Source organism: Paenibacillus sp. FSL M7-1046, assembly GCF_038007405.1.
Lineage (GTDB): Bacteria > Bacillota > Bacilli > Paenibacillales > Paenibacillaceae > Paenibacillus_AQ.
The window spans coordinates 2,331,895-2,347,255 of the sequence record NZ_JBBOXB010000001.1 but is presented as its reverse complement, the minus strand read 5'-3'; the positions used below and the strand labels follow the sequence as shown (position 1 = coordinate 2,347,255).

The window sequence follows — 15,361 nt, the reverse complement described above, 5'->3', positions numbered from 1 at the left end:
CTCCCTTGTTCCCAAGAAACCCTTGGACAGCATGCTGTAGGTACGAACCCCGGAAGCCCCGGTCACCCTCTTGCCCTATCGATGATGCCGGTTCTGCCTTCTCCACAGAGAAATAGGATCGGCTGCTTCAACCACGTTTGATTTCGGGGCTAATTATCCTCTTCACTTGATTCCGGCCTACTGTCTCCCTGTCTACGCTTCGCCGTACATGTTACCATGCACCACGCAAGACTCGGTACAGGACTGCTGGCTAGGCTTTGTCCTGATCACCATTTCAGGCGATACGTGTTTCTTGAACTTGCAAGGCGCAATCCCCGTCAAACCGTGCATGCGGATTTCCCGCACACGGCTTTCCTTCGTCAGTTCCCCATCTTCAGGAGTGAGTTTCCTTCATCCGTCGCCGAATTGCCTATTTCACTCCTGAATTAGGAACGTGTAGTGAGTAAACTTGTTAGAAATACCATCCCCGCCGATTCCAGTACTTTGTTTGGAATCAGACGGTTTGACACCGTAGATTTCTTTTGGCGCATAAAGGCTCGCACCCTCATTCGCGTCCATTCATCCAGACGTTGAAACTTTTTCTTCACATTCCCTATACCGAAATAATTCCCAAACCCTCGGGTGATTTCGTTTAACTTCTTGAGCATTTCGTTCAGGTTGTTTCCTTGCTGCCTACGGGTAGCGTTTCGGATTTTATCCTTATATTTCTTTACTTTCGCGTCCGGCAAGGTCACATACTCTTTCCAGAAGTCGAATCCCAGAAAACGAAATCCTTCTTCGAAATCGACTACTTTTGTTTTCTCCGGGTGCATCCGCAGTCGCAGCTCTTCTTCCAGTATCTTCTTTGCTGCCAGATACGCCTCTTTTGCCTGCTCCTTTGTCTTGCATAGGATCACTGCATCGTCCGCATATCTGACTACGGCAAATCCCTGCTCCTTCATTCCCCAGTCAAACGTGTTCAGATAGATGTTTGCCAGCAGTGGCGAGATCACTCCGCCCTGTGGAGACCCGATTTCCGTTTCATGGAACTGATCATCTTCCATGATTCCCACCGTTAGCCATCCGCGAATGAGCGTCAGCACTTTTCCGTCAGTGATTCTCTCTCGTACCTTCTCCATGAGTCCTTCGTGGGGGATTTCATCGAAGAAAGATACAATATCCAGGTCTACTACGTGTTCATATCCGGTACGTTTGGCCCGCTGAATTGTTCGTATGGCTTGATGCGCCGAGTATCCTGCCCGGAAGCCAAAACTATAGTAATAAAAATCCTGTTCAAAGATGGGCTCGATAATTTGACGTACGGCTTGCTGACATACGCGATCTCGGATCGTGGGAATGCCTAGCGGCCTTAACTTCCCATTTTCTTTCTCGATGTAATGCCGTCTCACCGGATCGGGGAAGTAACGCCCTTGCTGCAATAACCTTTGGAGTTCCCTTAGATTCGTGCTCACCTTCTTCTCGTACATCCCGATGCTAACGCCATCGATTCCACCTTTTCCCTGATTCTTCTTCACCGATAGCCAAGCTTCGTACAGATTGTTCATTTGGTACACTTTATCGATTAAGGAATAGTAACGTCTTTTGGGTTTCATTGGTGTTTCACCACCTTTACCGCTACTCACCAAGCTGGTCTTGTTTCCGCTACAGAGGATCGATTCCTTGCTTGTTCCATCCGAGCAACTGCGTGTTAGAAAAAAAAATCAATCGCTCCTGCTGCCTAGAGATGTACTCAGGTCGCCCGTTTGCCTGTATCCCCAAGCGCTCTTTCGCTCTCGGCGGGACGCACCCTCTTGGTCAAACGCTCGTTGGTTTAGGCGCTTACGATCTCCACTCACGAACACTCACAGTCTTTGACGAAGCACGTTCCCTTGGCCTCTGTCTCTCCTCTTTTGAAGTAAGAGCAGGTTATGCGACACCACTTTTTTTTCTGGCGTTTGTCTTCCAGAAAAAAAAAATTCCAGGCGCATACTCATCCGGGTTTTCTCCTCCAGTCTGTTACCAGCTTTCATTGGCCCGGACTTACTCACTACTACGGAACGATCCGCCATCTCGTAGCCCTTCGGCTTGGCTTTCCCTTTCGGTTATACCTCCCCTACCTTGTCCGCGTTTGCGCCAAGGAGACTACGAGACTTCCCTCAGTTATCTGCATCTTCTGTTCCATCCATCCTGACCCTAATCACGTCGATGAGACTTACAGGTCATATCCCTTTGTTTGTTTTCCTGTAAGCTATACGATTCCGTATAGGTTTCCCCGTTTTCTTGGCGGGTCACCCAGCATCGCCGCCACCTCTGGTTCACTGCATTCCGGGCTGGACTTTGCCTGCAGGCCCTTCGGATTCCCCCTCGCGAGAGACACCCTGCCCATCCGACAACTCTGGTTGCCGGATGTCTACTTCGGCTACGGCACTTTAAAGGGTAAAGTTACCGGGTGGATTTGAACCACCTAGATGGTGCGACTGTGAGGCGCACAAAAAAAGAGCCCCACATAGGGCCCCTTTACTCACAGGAATCACTTAGATATAGATAGGCAGAACCTGATTGGTCTGCTCACGGTTGCGTCCCACGGAGAAGATGGCAATCGGAATGCCTGTAAGCTCCGATACCCGCTCCACATATCTGCGTGTATTAGCCGGCAGATCCTCCAGTGTCTTCGCTGCGGTGATGTCTTCGCTCCAGCCTGGAAGCTCCTCATAGACGGCTTCGCATTCAGCCAGCATTTTGAGGCTGGCCGGATAGTGAGTAATCACCTCGCCGCGGAATTTATAGCCGGTGCAAATCTTTACCGTCTCAAGGCCGCTAAGCACATCCAGCGAGTTGAGCGACAGACCGGTAATTCCGCTGACCCGGCGGGCATGACGGACAACCACACTGTCGAACCAGCCCACACGGCGTGCACGTCCGGTTACAGTACCATATTCATGGCCTGTTTCACGGATGTAATCACCCGTAGCATCGTTCAGCTCGGTAGGGAACGGACCATCGCCAACACGGGTAGTGTAGGCCTTGGCAACCCCGATAACCTGCTTGATCTTCGAAGGGCCCACGCCAGAACCGATACACACACCGCCAGCCGAAGGGTTCGACGATGTAACAAACGGATAAGTCCCTTGATCGATATCCAGCATTACACCTTGTGCACCTTCAAACAGTACTCTGGAATCAGCATCTATAGCATCATTCAGAACCACTGAAGTATCAGTCACATAACCGCGAAGCACTTCTGCATACTCCAGATATTTGACCAGAATTTCTTCCACGTTCAAAGCTTCCGCTCCATATACCTGGGTAATGACCTGATTCTTTTCCTCCATTAATTGGCGCAGTCTCAGCTCAAATTCCTCGGCATCCATCAGATCGGCGATCCGGATTCCGTTGCGTGCCGCTTTATCCATATACGCCGGGCCAATTCCCTTGCGTGTAGTACCGATTTTGTTCGGGCCTTTACGGTCTTCTTCCAAGGCATCAAGCAGCATATGATATGGCATAATGACATGGGCACGATCACTGATCACCAGATTTTTGGTGTCAAATCCGTTCTCATGAATATAATTAATTTCTTGGATCAGGGCTTCCGGATTAATAACCATTCCGTTACCGATTACACAAGTCTTTTCTTTATAAAATACACCTGATGGAATCAAGCTCAGCTTGAATTTCTTTCCGTCAATCAGAATCGTGTGACCGGCATTGTTACCCCCCTGATACCGGGCGACCACATCTGCGCTCTCTGCCAGAAAATCCGTGATCTTCCCTTTGCCTTCGTCTCCCCATTGTGTTCCCACGACGACTACCGTTGACATATTCATTCCTCCGTAGGTGCAAGCTAGCACCATTATTTTTCATAATATGGGCTCTGTACAGCGTTCTTATGTACGCAGCCCTCCGGACGCCAAAGCAGTTTTAACCCGCTAAAGCACAATAACCAGTGTAACAGTGGTACTTTTTAAAGTCAAATAAAAACGAACGATCACACAAGGAAATGTGCAATCGTTCGGGAATTGTGAATAAATGATCTACCCTGCAAAAGGTTCAGAGTGTGCCCGCTCGTAGTTGACGAACTTGTTGAAATTTTTCAGGAACACAAGCTCTACAGTGCCGACAGGGCCGTTACGCTGTTTGGCAATAATAATTTCAATGATATTTTTCTTTTCGGTATCCTGGTTATAGTAGTCATCACGATACAGGAAGGCTACGATATCGGCATCCTGCTCGATGGAACCGGATTCCCGAAGGTCACTCATCATCGGGCGCTTATCCTGCCGCTGCTCCACACCCCGGCTGAGCTGGGAAAGGGCAATAACCGGAACATCAAGCTCACGGGCAATCTGCTTCAGGGTACGGGAAATCTCGGAGACTTCCTGCTGGCGGTTCTCCCCGCCCTTGCCGCGGCCCTGAATCAGCTGCAAGTAGTCGATGACGATCATGCCGAGGCCTTTTTCCTTCTTGAGCCTGCGGCATTTCGCCCGGATATCTGTAACCGTGATCCCGGGAGTATCATCAATATAGATTTCTGCTTCAGATAAGGACTGAATCCCCATCGTAAGCTTCGACCAATCATCATCACTTTTGAAATCACCGGTACGCATAATGTTGGCATCGAGGTTGGCTTCCGCGCAGATCATACGCTGTACCAGCTGCGGCGCCGACATTTCCAGACTGAAGATGGCTACGGTCTCTTTGGCACGGACCGCTACATTCTGGGCAATATTCAGTGCGAATGCCGTCTTCCCTACGGATGGACGGGCCGCCACAATAATCAGGTCATTACGCTGGAAACCGTTGGTCATATGATCAAGGTCGGCAAAGCCGGTTGGAATCCCGGAGGTGCCCCCCTTATTCTGATGAAGCAGCTCCACACGGTCGAAGACCTGCATGAGCACATCGCGGATGGCGATAAAGCCGCTGCCGCTCCGGCGGTTGGAGATCTCCAGAATCCGCCGCTCAGCATCGCTCAGCATATCGGCTACATCCTCACCGCCGGTGTACCCTTCACTCACGATCTGCGTCGCTGTACGGATCAGCCGCCGCAGCATCGCCTTCTCTTCAATAATCTGCGCATAATATTCCACGTTGGCCGCAGTCGGCACTGCATGGGCCAGCTTAGCCAAATAGCTGACACCGCCGATATCCTCAAGCTGTCCCTTGTCCTGCAGTCTGGACGTCAGCGTAACCAGATCAATCGGCTGGCTCTCTTCTCCGAGCTGCACCATCGCCTCAAAAATCATTTGATGCGGTTTATCGTAGAAGTCTTCGGTATTCACCCGCTCCATCGCGGTAACCAGCGCTTCATCCTGCAGCAGAACAGCACCGATTACAGCCTGCTCTGCCTCCAGGTTCTGCGGGGGAATCCGATCGAAAAAGAGATCTCCACCCATCTTACTCCTCCGTTACCTGAACCGTAAGGTTAGCCTTTACTTCAGTATGCAGCTTCACACTTACCTGAAACGTACCTACATGGCGAATGGGATCACTCAGCTCAATTTTGCGCTTGTCGATTACGATCCCTTGTGTTTCCACCAAAGTTTCGGCGATCTGCTTGCTTGTAATAGCGCCGAAGAGACGGCCGCCTTCACCCGATTTTGCTTTCAGGGTCAGCGTCAGCTCGTCCAGCTTCTTACCCAGCTGCTGGGCTTCCTCTTTCTCCTGGTCCTTGCGGCGCTGCTCGGCTGCTGCCTGATTCTCCAGAGTTTTCACATTGCCGTCTGTGGCCGGGCGGACCAAGCCGCGCGGCAGCAGGAAGTTCGCTGCATAGCCTTCCGATACCTCTTTCACTTGCCCCTTCTTGCCTTGACCTTTAACATCCTTTATAAAAATGACCTTCATTCGAATAGCCCCTCTTTCGCTTCAATTTCAGCCAGAACTTCCATTAGTCTGGCTTCTGCTTGCTTGCATGTTCCCTCGAGCTGCACCGCTGCGTTGGACAAATGTCCTCCGCCGCCGAGCTTCTCCATTACCACCTGCACATTCATTCGTCCGAGTGACCGGGCACTGATGCCGATGAGGCCGTCAGGCCGCTCACTGATCACGAATGAAGCCACCACATTCGTCATTCCAAGCAGCGTGTCCGCTGTCTGGGCAATTAAGAGCTGTGGAATTTTCATTCCCGGTGAGGTTACAACGAGTGCAATATGATCATACACCATCCGGGCATGTTTGATAATTTCCGCTTTGGAAATGTACTCCTGCAAATCCTCTTTCAGCATACGCTGGATAAGGATCGTGTCCGCGCCGATCCGCCGCAGAAACCCTGCCGCTTCAAAGGTTCGCGAGCCGGTATGCAACGCAAAATGCTTCGTGTCGACTGTAATCCCCGCGAGCAGCATGGTAGCCTCCAGCGGGCTGAGCTTAATCTTGTCATGAATGTACTGCAGCAGCTCTGTTACCAGCTCGCAGGTAGAGGAGGCATAGGGCTCCAGATAGACCAGCACCGCATCATTAATGAACTCCTCACCCCGGCGATGATGGTCGACAACAACAATGCGGCTGGCGTACTGCACGAGACGCGGCTCCATCGTCATGGAAGCCTTGTGCGTATCCACGACAATCAGCAGCGTATGTTCAGTCATCATCTGGAGTGCCTGCTCTGTAGTAACAAAGGTTTTGTACAGCTCATCATCGCGGCGGATCTGCTCCATCATCCTAGTGATGGACGGATTAGGCGTCTCCATCACGATGTTTGCTTCCACATTGTACATCTGTGCCGCCTTAAGCAGCCCAATAGCAGCCCCTACGGCATCGATATCGGGGACCCGGTGACCCATAATCAGCACTCTGTCGCTCTCCTGCATCAGGTCACGCAGCGCATGCGCAATGACCCGCGCCCGGACTCTCGTGCGCTTCTCCGCCGCGTTGCTCTTGCCTCCATAGAAGGAGAGCCTCTGGCCCGCCTTAACGGCTGCCTGATCCCCGCCGCGGCCCAGCGCCATGTCCAGACTGGATTGCGCCAGCGCTCCGAGCTCACTGGCGGACTCTGAACCATAGGCAAGGCCTATGCTCAGCGTCATCGGCACCTTGAGGTCGGCCGTCATTTCGCGCACTTCGTCGAGTACAACGAACCGGCTCTCTTCCAGCGCCTGAAGGCTACGGTGATTCAGCAGCATCAAGTAGCGCTCTGAGGACAACCGCCGCAAGTATACTTCAAACTGCTTGCTCCACTCCGTAATCTCACTGGCTACCTTGGCGATCAGCGAAGTGCGCTGCTGATCATCCATGCCTTGGGCTGCTTCATCCAGATTGTCCATCATCACAATACCAATGGCCAGCTTCTCTTCTTCATACCTTTCCCGCAGAACCACAAGCTCGGTAATGTCATACAAATAGAGCAGACGCTCGCTGGGTATAGCCACAACCTGATAATACCGGTCATCCACTGAAATTTCCTGTCTGATGTCCTTGAGCACGCCCTCTTTGGCCGGGTCCCGCTTGACCGGCACATTTCCCGTCAGAGAGGACATCACCTCAGGCAGCAGCTCCTGCAGCGCTTCGCCTACCAGGGACTTCCGGGAGAAGATATCCCCGGCATTGCGGTTGTTCCACTCCACCGTGCGGTCTTCGCTATACAGGATAATGCCGAGCGGAAGCATGCTGACCGCTTCACCTTCCACCCGCTTGATGCGGAAAGAAAGCCCGTTGATATATTCCACCAGGTTGCGCCGGAATGAGATCTCCGCTTGCAGCATGGAGAAACATAAAGTGCCGGCCAGGAACAGGCTGGCAATCCCCAGAGCCCAGTTATAGATACTGACGACTATAATAAGGACCAGCAGCAGCAGGAACGCCCATACGGTATGATAGCCGTGCCAGCGTCTTTGCAGAAATTTAGGCATGAGCTCTCACCCTATCGTTTCGATTTCTTCACTAGCTCTCGCAGTGGGAACGCCATATCGATAATACCGATAATCCATAATCCCGGCAGCCAAATAACCGGCAGTGCCAGCAGTATCGCCACAATCTTGCTCCATTTACGCTCGTAGACCACGAAGAACAGGAATCCGATAGTCTGGATTTTAAATACAATTTGCAGCAATGGCAGCAGATTGGCCGAGATCATCAGCATAAAGCTGTTGTCTGAATTGCCAAACAGCAGGTTAATTACGACTCCCAACAGATAGTACCAGATAAATGATCTTGAAAGTCTCCATTCACGCGCAGGCTTCAGCTTAGGAACCGCATATTCCATGCTGTTAAGGATGGGGCGGACAATGGAGTGGGTGATTACAGCCATCATAAATGAGCTCAGGATCAGCGTCATAGGAATAACCTGTATGGTCATATGACTGATTGTATTTACATCCTCAGATGTAAGATTGAACTCGGTCATCAGCGGATTGCCCGTGCCCAGATCAGAGAGCGGGGACGTAACCATCTGCATCATATCATTGACATAACTGGAGAGATCAAAATTGAACAGCGCCGTACCGATCACCAGCAGCAGCAGAAACTCGCCTAAAATCGTAACGGTTCCCGCAAGGATGGTGGACAGCGCCGAAGCGCGTTTCTTATACCATCGTCCCATAACTATTGCCGGGATTAAGAAATAGAGCGCTAACACTACGTAAACAGGTGTAATCAGGCCTACAATCAGCAGTACTGGCAGCAGATGCACAATAAACTGTTTAGTACTCAGAGTAGTGAATAGCACTACAGCCGGAATAATCAAGAAAAGGGTAGTGATAATGAGCAGCGGGGTTGATAAGGATAGCAGCAGCAGCAAGTAGACGATGCTCCATGCCACAGATGTCCAGCGAAATTTCAACAGTATTCACCTCTTACGCATATGTTCTTCTAACGCAGATATATCCTGGTACCATTCTTCAAGCTGATGCCCTTCCTGCCTGTGCTTTCTAAGCTTTTCGATTAATAAATCATCCAGCTCTCGATAGGGAATACCCAGTCTGCGCCCCAGAATATATGAGCTCATAATCAGGCTGGCCAGACTGTCGCCCACACGGGCGGTGCTGCCTTCCCACAATGCCTTGAACAGCCTTGAGACTTGATCAATTACTTCGGTTTTTAACCACTCAATTACCTTGGCGCGTTTGGCCACATCCAAATCCTTCGGCACATTGGGCATGTCTCTTAACCTCCGGCAAAAAGCATTATTCTCCATTATAGCATAAATATTTCCCAGCCACACGGGACGTCAGCCCCCCCGGAAAGGGCCCTGCTTGTCTTCAGACAATAGGCCCGTTAACACCGCTTCTACGGGCCATCCCTCTTCAAAAAAGGCCCGCATTCCGTTTGTTGCCGGAAATACAGGCCTTGCTGCATTTGCATCTGATGCATCAATAAAATTATAACGATTCCTGCGATTGCCGCGAAACAACCTTCTCACAATATTCAATAATTTGACTCCGGCGGACAATACCGATAAATCGGTTCATATCGTCGACCACCGGCACAAAGTTCTGCACCTTGGCCAGATTAATCAAATCCTCCATATCGGCGTCGATCGATACCGGCAGATTGTTCATCCGCAGCGGCACATCTTTAAGCAAATATTTTGAAGCATTTTCAAACGTAACCGCCCCGCCCGAGTCCTTCATGTACCAGAGCAAATCGCCTTCTGTTACAGTTCCGGCATATTCCCCGTTCCGGTTCAGGATCGGTACAGCAGTATAGCGGTGAAATTCCATCCGTTCCAGAGTCTGCCGCAGCGTTGAATCCAGTGTCACGCACGCGACCTCCAGCTTCGGAAGTAAAAAAAACGCAATATTCATCTCTTGATCCTCCTCAAAGAGTTCCGAAGGAATTAACACTTACCTTCCCCTTGTTATAGGGCCATTGTAGTTATACGCCTCAGCGAGCAATAAGTTCCATCTCATTATACCATGAAGACAGTAAGCAGCAGCCACTAACCTTGCACATGGCTGCTGCTTTTTTAAGGATATGATATTCGTCCTGACCGTTCTATTGTGCTTGAGCTGTAGCCTTAGGCTCCAGTGCGTTCTCCGCTTTGCCCGGCTCAATCAGCTGATCAACCGGTGTGCTGGCACTCATCCAATTGTCGATCAAGGCCTTCGCTTCCTTCAAGTCTTCTTCATCAATGATATCGTAATACAATCCGTTGATACGCTCCCCTTCACCCATCACGGTAAAGCTGGAGATATCCATGTCTTTGCCGCTCATGAATTTCTTGGCCAGGCTAATAATGGTGGACGGCTCGATATCGGTCTTGAAATTTTCACCCATAATGTCCAGCAGCTCAGGGATCTTGCCGATTTGACTGATTGATAACATTTTATTCGCAACCACATCAATAAAGACCTGCTGCCGTTTGGTCCGGTTAAAATCACTGTCCTCCCGGTAACGGGTGTAATTAAGCGCCTCTTCACCATCGTAGTTCGGTTTGCCGCCCTCAATCGTAAATTTCTCATGATCCTTGCCTTTGTTTACGATATCCTTCTTAATTGGCAGCGGTACGCCTCCAATGGCATTCACCGCATCCTTGAGGCCTTGGAAATTAATTGTGGCATAATATTGAATATCGTGCCCCAGCAGCGCCTCCAGCGTATCCTTTGCCATTTGCTGGCCGCCAAATGCGTACGCATGTGTGATTTTGTCTTTCTTGTTGTCATTATGCCCGATGATTTCGGTGTACGTATCACGCGGTATGGAAATGAGCAGCATCTTGTAATCCTCTGGACGAATGACCGCATAGATCATCGTATCGGAACGCGCCGTTTCATTGTCACGCTGGTCTGTACCCAGAAGCATAAGAGAGAACGGGTCGCTTTTATAAACAACCGGCTCCGGTTTGACTTTGTTGTCGTTCAGCGGCTGATAAGATTCTTCCGCCAATGTTTTTTCGACCCGGTCTGACAGGAAAAGATCAAAAGCCAATACAGCCAGCTGTTTTTGAAACAAAAAACCTCCCGCAAGGACGACTACAAGTGCTATAAGGGCAATATACCTTTTTTTCATTTTTTTCTTCTTCATCATTAGATTCCTTCTTTATGGTGGAATATACACAGGATTGCTTGAAGATCTATTTATAATGCTTGCCTGCTGCTTACCAGACAGTCATGACTGTGTTTCTTTTGTTGTTGAACATGCTCTCTGCCCTATTCAGTCTTAGTGTTCCCCCTTTCAGGAATTAGGGTCATTCTAATTGTTGAATAAACCTGGAAAACAACTTTGACACAGAAACAATATTTCTATTGTAATCACTTGACGCATAAAAAGAAACAACAAATACCGACATCATTTGTGCTGCAGCTACTTGTAATCCATAAAGTATATGACGAGCAAAACTCTATTTTGTTATGCAGCTTGACAAATAAATATTTAAAAACCTGCTGACAGCTTAGGCTTTAATACAAAAAGACCGCAACCCCCACGATCTCTTGGGATGCGGTTTTTGCGGTCTCAAATGTCTAATCGATATCCTTAATCCACCACTTCTGCGGCTCCACAATATTGCTTATAGCATTCACTCTTACGCCCTGCAGTCGATGATTAACAGCAGTAATATTGGCCCGTTCGGCAAAAAAGATCATCGGAACCTCTTCGTTAATCAGCTTCTGCCACTCATAATACACCTGCTTGCGATGCTCCTTGTCATACGACTTGGTGCCCACACCCTCACGGATCAGTTCTTCGCTGCGGGTTGAATACCAGCGAGAATAATTCCACAGATCCGATGAGCGCCACAAGCCTGACGGATCCGGGTCACTGGCTAGTCCCCATACCCCGTTAAACAGCTCGACCGAAGGATCATCATTCTCTACCGCTTCGTAGAACGTATTCAGCTCTTTCAGACTTCCGCCGTTTAGCTGTACATCTAGGCCGACCTCCCGCCAATTCTGCAGAATCGCCTGCGTGCGCGGCGCTGAGGTCTTGCTGCCGTTCATGGCATCATAGTGAATGATGAATTTAGCTCCCTTGGGGTCCTCGCGCAAGCCGTCGCCATCCACATCCACATATCCCGCTTCATCAAGCAATGACTTGGCAAGTTCAGGGTGATAGGGATAGGTATTAATTTCTGTATCGGCAATTTTGGCCCAGCTTGTACTGGGGACCGGAGTTTCAATCAGCGTTCCCAGCCCATTGGAGAATTTATTGATAATACCTTGACGGTCCAGTGCGTAATACATAGCTTTGCGCAAGCGCTTGTCTGCAAACTTGGGGTTATCCATGACATTTTGCTGTGTTTCATCATCCCAATGTCCAAATTTGAAGCCTATGTATTCGTAGGACAGCTCCGGTGACTGCAGAACTTCAATATTATCCAAGTCCTTTATGGCTGCAAAGTTATCCCGCGGAACCGTTCCAATATCGATCATGCCTTCCTCGAACTGGGGAGAAAGGCTCTCAGGATCCACTACCTTATATACAACAGCGTCAAGCAACGCCTTTCCCCGGTGATAATGGTCAAATCGCTTCATTTCCACAAGCTGCCCCGGCTGAATTTGAGTTACCTCGAAAGGGCCAATGCCAATTGGGTTTTTCCGCACCTGATCACTTTCCGGCATATCTTTAACAGCCACTCCGCTATAATATTTCTTGTTCATCGGATAAGGCCACAAATTGTCAATTGTATTCACGCGTGCGGCATTCACCGTAATTCTCAGCCGGTAAGGATCAATGACTTTGATTCCGGAGATTTCCTTCGCTTTTCCGCTATGATAATCTTCTACTCCCTTAATCATTTCCACGCTGTAATACCTTGAACCTGTGTAGTCGGGGCTGGCAATTGTCTCAAGTGCAAATTTCCAGTCTTCCACCGTCAGCTCATCGCCGTTATGCCAGCGGACACCGGGTTTAATGCTGAATGTGAACACGGTATGATCTTCGGATTCCTGCCAGGAAGCAATATTCGGTACGGTTGTCAGGTCATCCTCGACGGTAAACATAGCCTCCGTAATGAAATCAAGAACATTGGAATCATCATCTCCTTCAAAAAAAGCGGGTTCAAACAATCCCTGGAACGGAGAGGTGTAGCCATAGGTAACGGTACCCCCTGCCTTTGCTTCATCAGCCGTTTTGCTGAAGGATATTGTATTTGAATTATTGCTTAAGCCTAAACCGCTGCATGCTGAAAGTAGAAAAGCCATGAGCATCAGCATTCCGCCAAGTTTACGTTTATGCATGTATTCCTTCCTTTCTTCTGTTCCTCTAACCCTATATGGAAGCGTTTTCTAATGTTTATTTTACTGAATTTATTATTAAAATTTAGATGTCATTCCAATTTAAGCTATATATATCATATAATGCGTAAAATTTTTAAAACACGGTTTTGATAAACCACATTATAGAGGATATACAATATTCTCCGTAAAGAAAAGACCATATTTGTAACCTTTGTGCGGCGGACACAAAAAGGCCTGCCTTTTCGGGGCAGACCCCCGTTCAGAATTTATGCCTATTGTTCCTCATCCGTATGGATGATCGTCACACCTTCAACATGTCTTTTTCGCATCAGCTTGCGCTTTTTACGGGTATCCTTGCTCTCGAAAATAATATCAAAATCATAATCGTCAGGGTACAGCTCCGCTTTGGAGAGGTAGGGTTTCAGGCGTTTGTGATTTATTTGCATTTTTTGCTTTTGAATCATGATCCCAACCATTCCCAAGTCATTTCGCTTCTCATACACAATCCCCGTTCTCCCAAGGGAGCTGACATACACCGCATCGCCTACCTCAAAACTTATGGCCTGCTTCTTGCTGTTTGCTTCCTCCGCAGAGTCAATCTGTTCTCCGCCTTCTTGTGTCCGCTCTTTGTCCTCTTCATTCGATTCAACGGACACTCTCACTCCGTCAGTCTTGTGCCCTGTGTGCCCGGCATTAGGGCTGCTCCAGACCACTCTCCCGCCCTGTTGTTCCCGCTGCTGGGCTACAAGCTGCTGCGAGCGCTGAATAACATTGCCCGGGATACCCAGCTTCTCGGCGATTTGCAGCGCGTAGCTTTCACCCGCCTCGCCAATGGTCAGCTTGTAGAGCGGCCGGAGTGTCTCTTTATCGAACTCCATCCGCGCATTCTGGAATCCCGGGGTTGAAGCAGCAAACACTTTTAGCTCATTAAAATGGGTAGTGACAATGATATTCGCCCCTTTGCGGTTCAGTTCCTCAAGAATGGCTATCGAGAGAGCAAAACCTTCACCGGGATCTGTCCCTGCCGCCAGCTCATCAATCAGCAGCAGCACCCCTTTGCCGGCATCCTGCAGCATTCCCTCAATGCTCTTCATCTGGGCAGAAAAGGTGCTCAGCGACTGCGTCAGGCTCTGCCCGTCTCCGATAACGCTGATTACATCAGTGAATACAGCAAAGTCACAATCCTCCTCCACAGGAACCAGCATTCCGGAATGCACCATTAAGGTCAGTATGCCCAGCGTTTTGAGCACAACTGTTTTCCCGCCAGTATTGGGGCCTGTTACAATCAAAGATTTATAGCCCTTGCCAAACTCCAGGCTGACCGGCACCATATCCTTCAGCTTAGGATGCCTGCCGCCGTTCATCCTCAGGTAACCACGGTCATTCAAGGCCACTGTCCTCGCCCCAAGTGTGCGGGCATACTTAGCTTTGGCAAAGATGAAATCATACGTGCCCGTAACATCAATATTGACCCTCAAGGCTTCCTGCTCCTGTTCCACCATGCCGCTGAGCATGCTTAGAATCATTCCCTCTTCCCGTGCCTCGTCAGCAGCCAGCAGCTCCAGCTCTCCCTGTAGGGCGGCTATATCATAAGGCTCGACGAAGACGGTCTGCCCGCTGGTCGATTGATCCAGCACTGAGCCTTTCACCTGTTTGTGATATTCGCGTTTTACAGGAATGACATAACGCCCTCCGCGCATGCTGACCAGATTCTCCTGGAGGATAGACTGGTGCTTGGACATAATGCTCTCCAGCTTCCTGTTCAGCCGCTCTTTAGCTACTGCCAGACGCTTGCGCACTCTCTCCAGCCCTTTACTCGCCTGGTCTTCTATGACCCCGAATCGGATACAGCGATCAATTTCCTCTCTGACATGCCTCAATTCCTGTAAAGAGGCCCCGTAGGCGGCGATCCGCGGCGCACTTTGCTCCTTGGAGGCCATATACTTGCGCAGCTGGCTGCAGCTGTTCAGAAAGGTGCATACCGACATGAGATCCTGCTCGTTATACATATATCCGGTACCCAGCAGTGACATGATCGACTCAATTCCCTCCAGAGAAGGCAGCGGAACACTTGCCCCTCTTCCCAGCAGCTCATAGGCTTCATCCGTTTCATCCATCGCCCGGTGGATTGCCGGCAGGTAAGTCATCGGTGCCAGCTCATTTACATATCTTCTTCCTTCATAGGATACTGCATGCCGTGCCAAATCCTGTTTGATCTCTTCGTATTCAAGGGTATTCAAACTTTGCAGATTCAATGTTTCTCCTCCTCT

At 49.6% G+C, this 15,361-nt stretch carries 12 protein-coding genes; all 12 read right to left on the bottom strand.

Annotation, left to right across the window (positions count from 1 at the left end; genetic code table 11):
* Positions 1-425: 425 nt before the first annotated feature.
* Entirely contained in the window at positions 426-1,592 is a 1,167-nt protein-coding gene (ltrA, locus tag NYE29_RS10200) for a group II intron reverse transcriptase/maturase (protein ID WP_340895772.1), read from the bottom strand.
* A gap of 635 nt (positions 1,593-2,227) precedes the next feature.
* Positions 2,228-2,365, bottom strand: a complete 138-nt coding sequence (locus tag NYE29_RS10195; RefSeq protein ID WP_340894631.1) for a hypothetical protein — start codon at positions 2,363-2,365, stop codon at positions 2,228-2,230.
* 148 nt (positions 2,366-2,513) lie between these two features.
* Positions 2,514-3,800, bottom strand: coding sequence for an adenylosuccinate synthase (locus NYE29_RS10190; protein WP_340895770.1), 1,287 nt, complete (start codon positions 3,798-3,800; stop codon positions 2,514-2,516).
* A 213-nt stretch (positions 3,801-4,013) separates the two neighbouring features.
* Entirely contained in the window at positions 4,014-5,375 is a 1,362-nt protein-coding gene (dnaB, locus tag NYE29_RS10185) for a replicative DNA helicase (RefSeq protein WP_038598234.1), read from the bottom strand.
* A gap of 1 nt (position 5,376) precedes the next feature.
* Positions 5,377-5,823, bottom strand: a complete 447-nt coding sequence (gene rplI, locus NYE29_RS10180) for a 50S ribosomal protein L9 (RefSeq protein WP_038598236.1) — start codon at positions 5,821-5,823, stop codon at positions 5,377-5,379.
* Positions 5,820-7,826, bottom strand: a complete 2,007-nt coding sequence (locus tag NYE29_RS10175; RefSeq protein ID WP_076111712.1) for a DHH family phosphoesterase — start codon at positions 7,824-7,826, stop codon at positions 5,820-5,822. The genes rplI and NYE29_RS10175 overlap by 4 nt, the downstream gene beginning before the upstream one ends.
* An 11-nt stretch (positions 7,827-7,837) precedes the next feature.
* Complete coding sequence (locus NYE29_RS10170; RefSeq protein WP_038598241.1) at positions 7,838-8,755, bottom strand: DUF2232 domain-containing protein; 918 nt, start codon at positions 8,753-8,755, stop codon at positions 7,838-7,840.
* Between the two features lie 6 nt (positions 8,756-8,761).
* Positions 8,762-9,073, bottom strand: a complete 312-nt coding sequence (locus NYE29_RS10165) for a MazG-like family protein (RefSeq protein WP_036706324.1) — start codon at positions 9,071-9,073, stop codon at positions 8,762-8,764.
* 220 nt (positions 9,074-9,293) lie between these two features.
* Positions 9,294-9,719 (bottom strand): CBS domain-containing protein, encoded by a 426-nt coding sequence (locus NYE29_RS10160; protein WP_076111710.1) that lies wholly within the window; start codon positions 9,717-9,719, stop codon positions 9,294-9,296.
* Between the two features lie 190 nt (positions 9,720-9,909).
* The gene (locus NYE29_RS10155; RefSeq protein ID WP_076111856.1) at positions 9,910-10,938 is read right to left on the bottom strand and encodes an LCP family protein; all 1,029 of its coding nucleotides are present in this window, start codon (positions 10,936-10,938) and stop codon (positions 9,910-9,912) included.
* A 437-nt stretch (positions 10,939-11,375) separates the two neighbouring features.
* Positions 11,376-13,091, bottom strand: a complete 1,716-nt coding sequence (gene opp4A, locus NYE29_RS10150) for an oligopeptide ABC transporter substrate-binding protein (RefSeq protein WP_076111708.1) — start codon at positions 13,089-13,091, stop codon at positions 11,376-11,378.
* Positions 13,092-13,363: 272 nt separating this feature from the next.
* Complete coding sequence (locus NYE29_RS10145) at positions 13,364-15,346, bottom strand: endonuclease MutS2 (RefSeq protein WP_076111706.1); 1,983 nt, start codon at positions 15,344-15,346, stop codon at positions 13,364-13,366.
* Positions 15,347-15,361: the final 15 nt, after the last annotated feature.

What these genes read in the sequence shown, in the direction of transcription:
- ltrA (WP_340895772.1), bottom strand. Translation starts at nt 1,592, where the DNA reads ATGAAACCCAAAAGACGTTACTATTCCTTAATCGATAAAGTGTACCAA.
- NYE29_RS10195 (WP_340894631.1), bottom strand. Translation starts at nt 2,365, where the DNA reads ATGGGCAGGGTGTCTCTCGCGAGGGGGAATCCGAAGGGCCTGCAGGCA.
- NYE29_RS10190 (WP_340895770.1), bottom strand. Translation starts at nt 3,800, where the DNA reads ATGTCAACGGTAGTCGTCGTGGGAACACAATGGGGAGACGAAGGCAAA.
- dnaB (WP_038598234.1), bottom strand. Translation starts at nt 5,375, where the DNA reads ATGGGTGGAGATCTCTTTTTCGATCGGATTCCCCCGCAGAACCTGGAG.
- rplI (WP_038598236.1), bottom strand. Translation starts at nt 5,823, where the DNA reads ATGAAGGTCATTTTTATAAAGGATGTTAAAGGTCAAGGCAAGAAGGGG.
- NYE29_RS10175 (WP_076111712.1), bottom strand. Translation starts at nt 7,826, where the DNA reads ATGCCTAAATTTCTGCAAAGACGCTGGCACGGCTATCATACCGTATGG.
- NYE29_RS10165 (WP_036706324.1), bottom strand. Translation starts at nt 9,073, where the DNA reads ATGCCCAATGTGCCGAAGGATTTGGATGTGGCCAAACGCGCCAAGGTA.
- NYE29_RS10160 (WP_076111710.1), bottom strand. Translation starts at nt 9,719, where the DNA reads ATGAATATTGCGTTTTTTTTACTTCCGAAGCTGGAGGTCGCGTGCGTG.
- NYE29_RS10155 (WP_076111856.1), bottom strand. Translation starts at nt 10,938, where the DNA reads ATGAAGAAGAAAAAAATGAAAAAAAGGTATATTGCCCTTATAGCACTT.
- opp4A (WP_076111708.1), bottom strand. Translation starts at nt 13,091, where the DNA reads ATGCATAAACGTAAACTTGGCGGAATGCTGATGCTCATGGCTTTTCTA.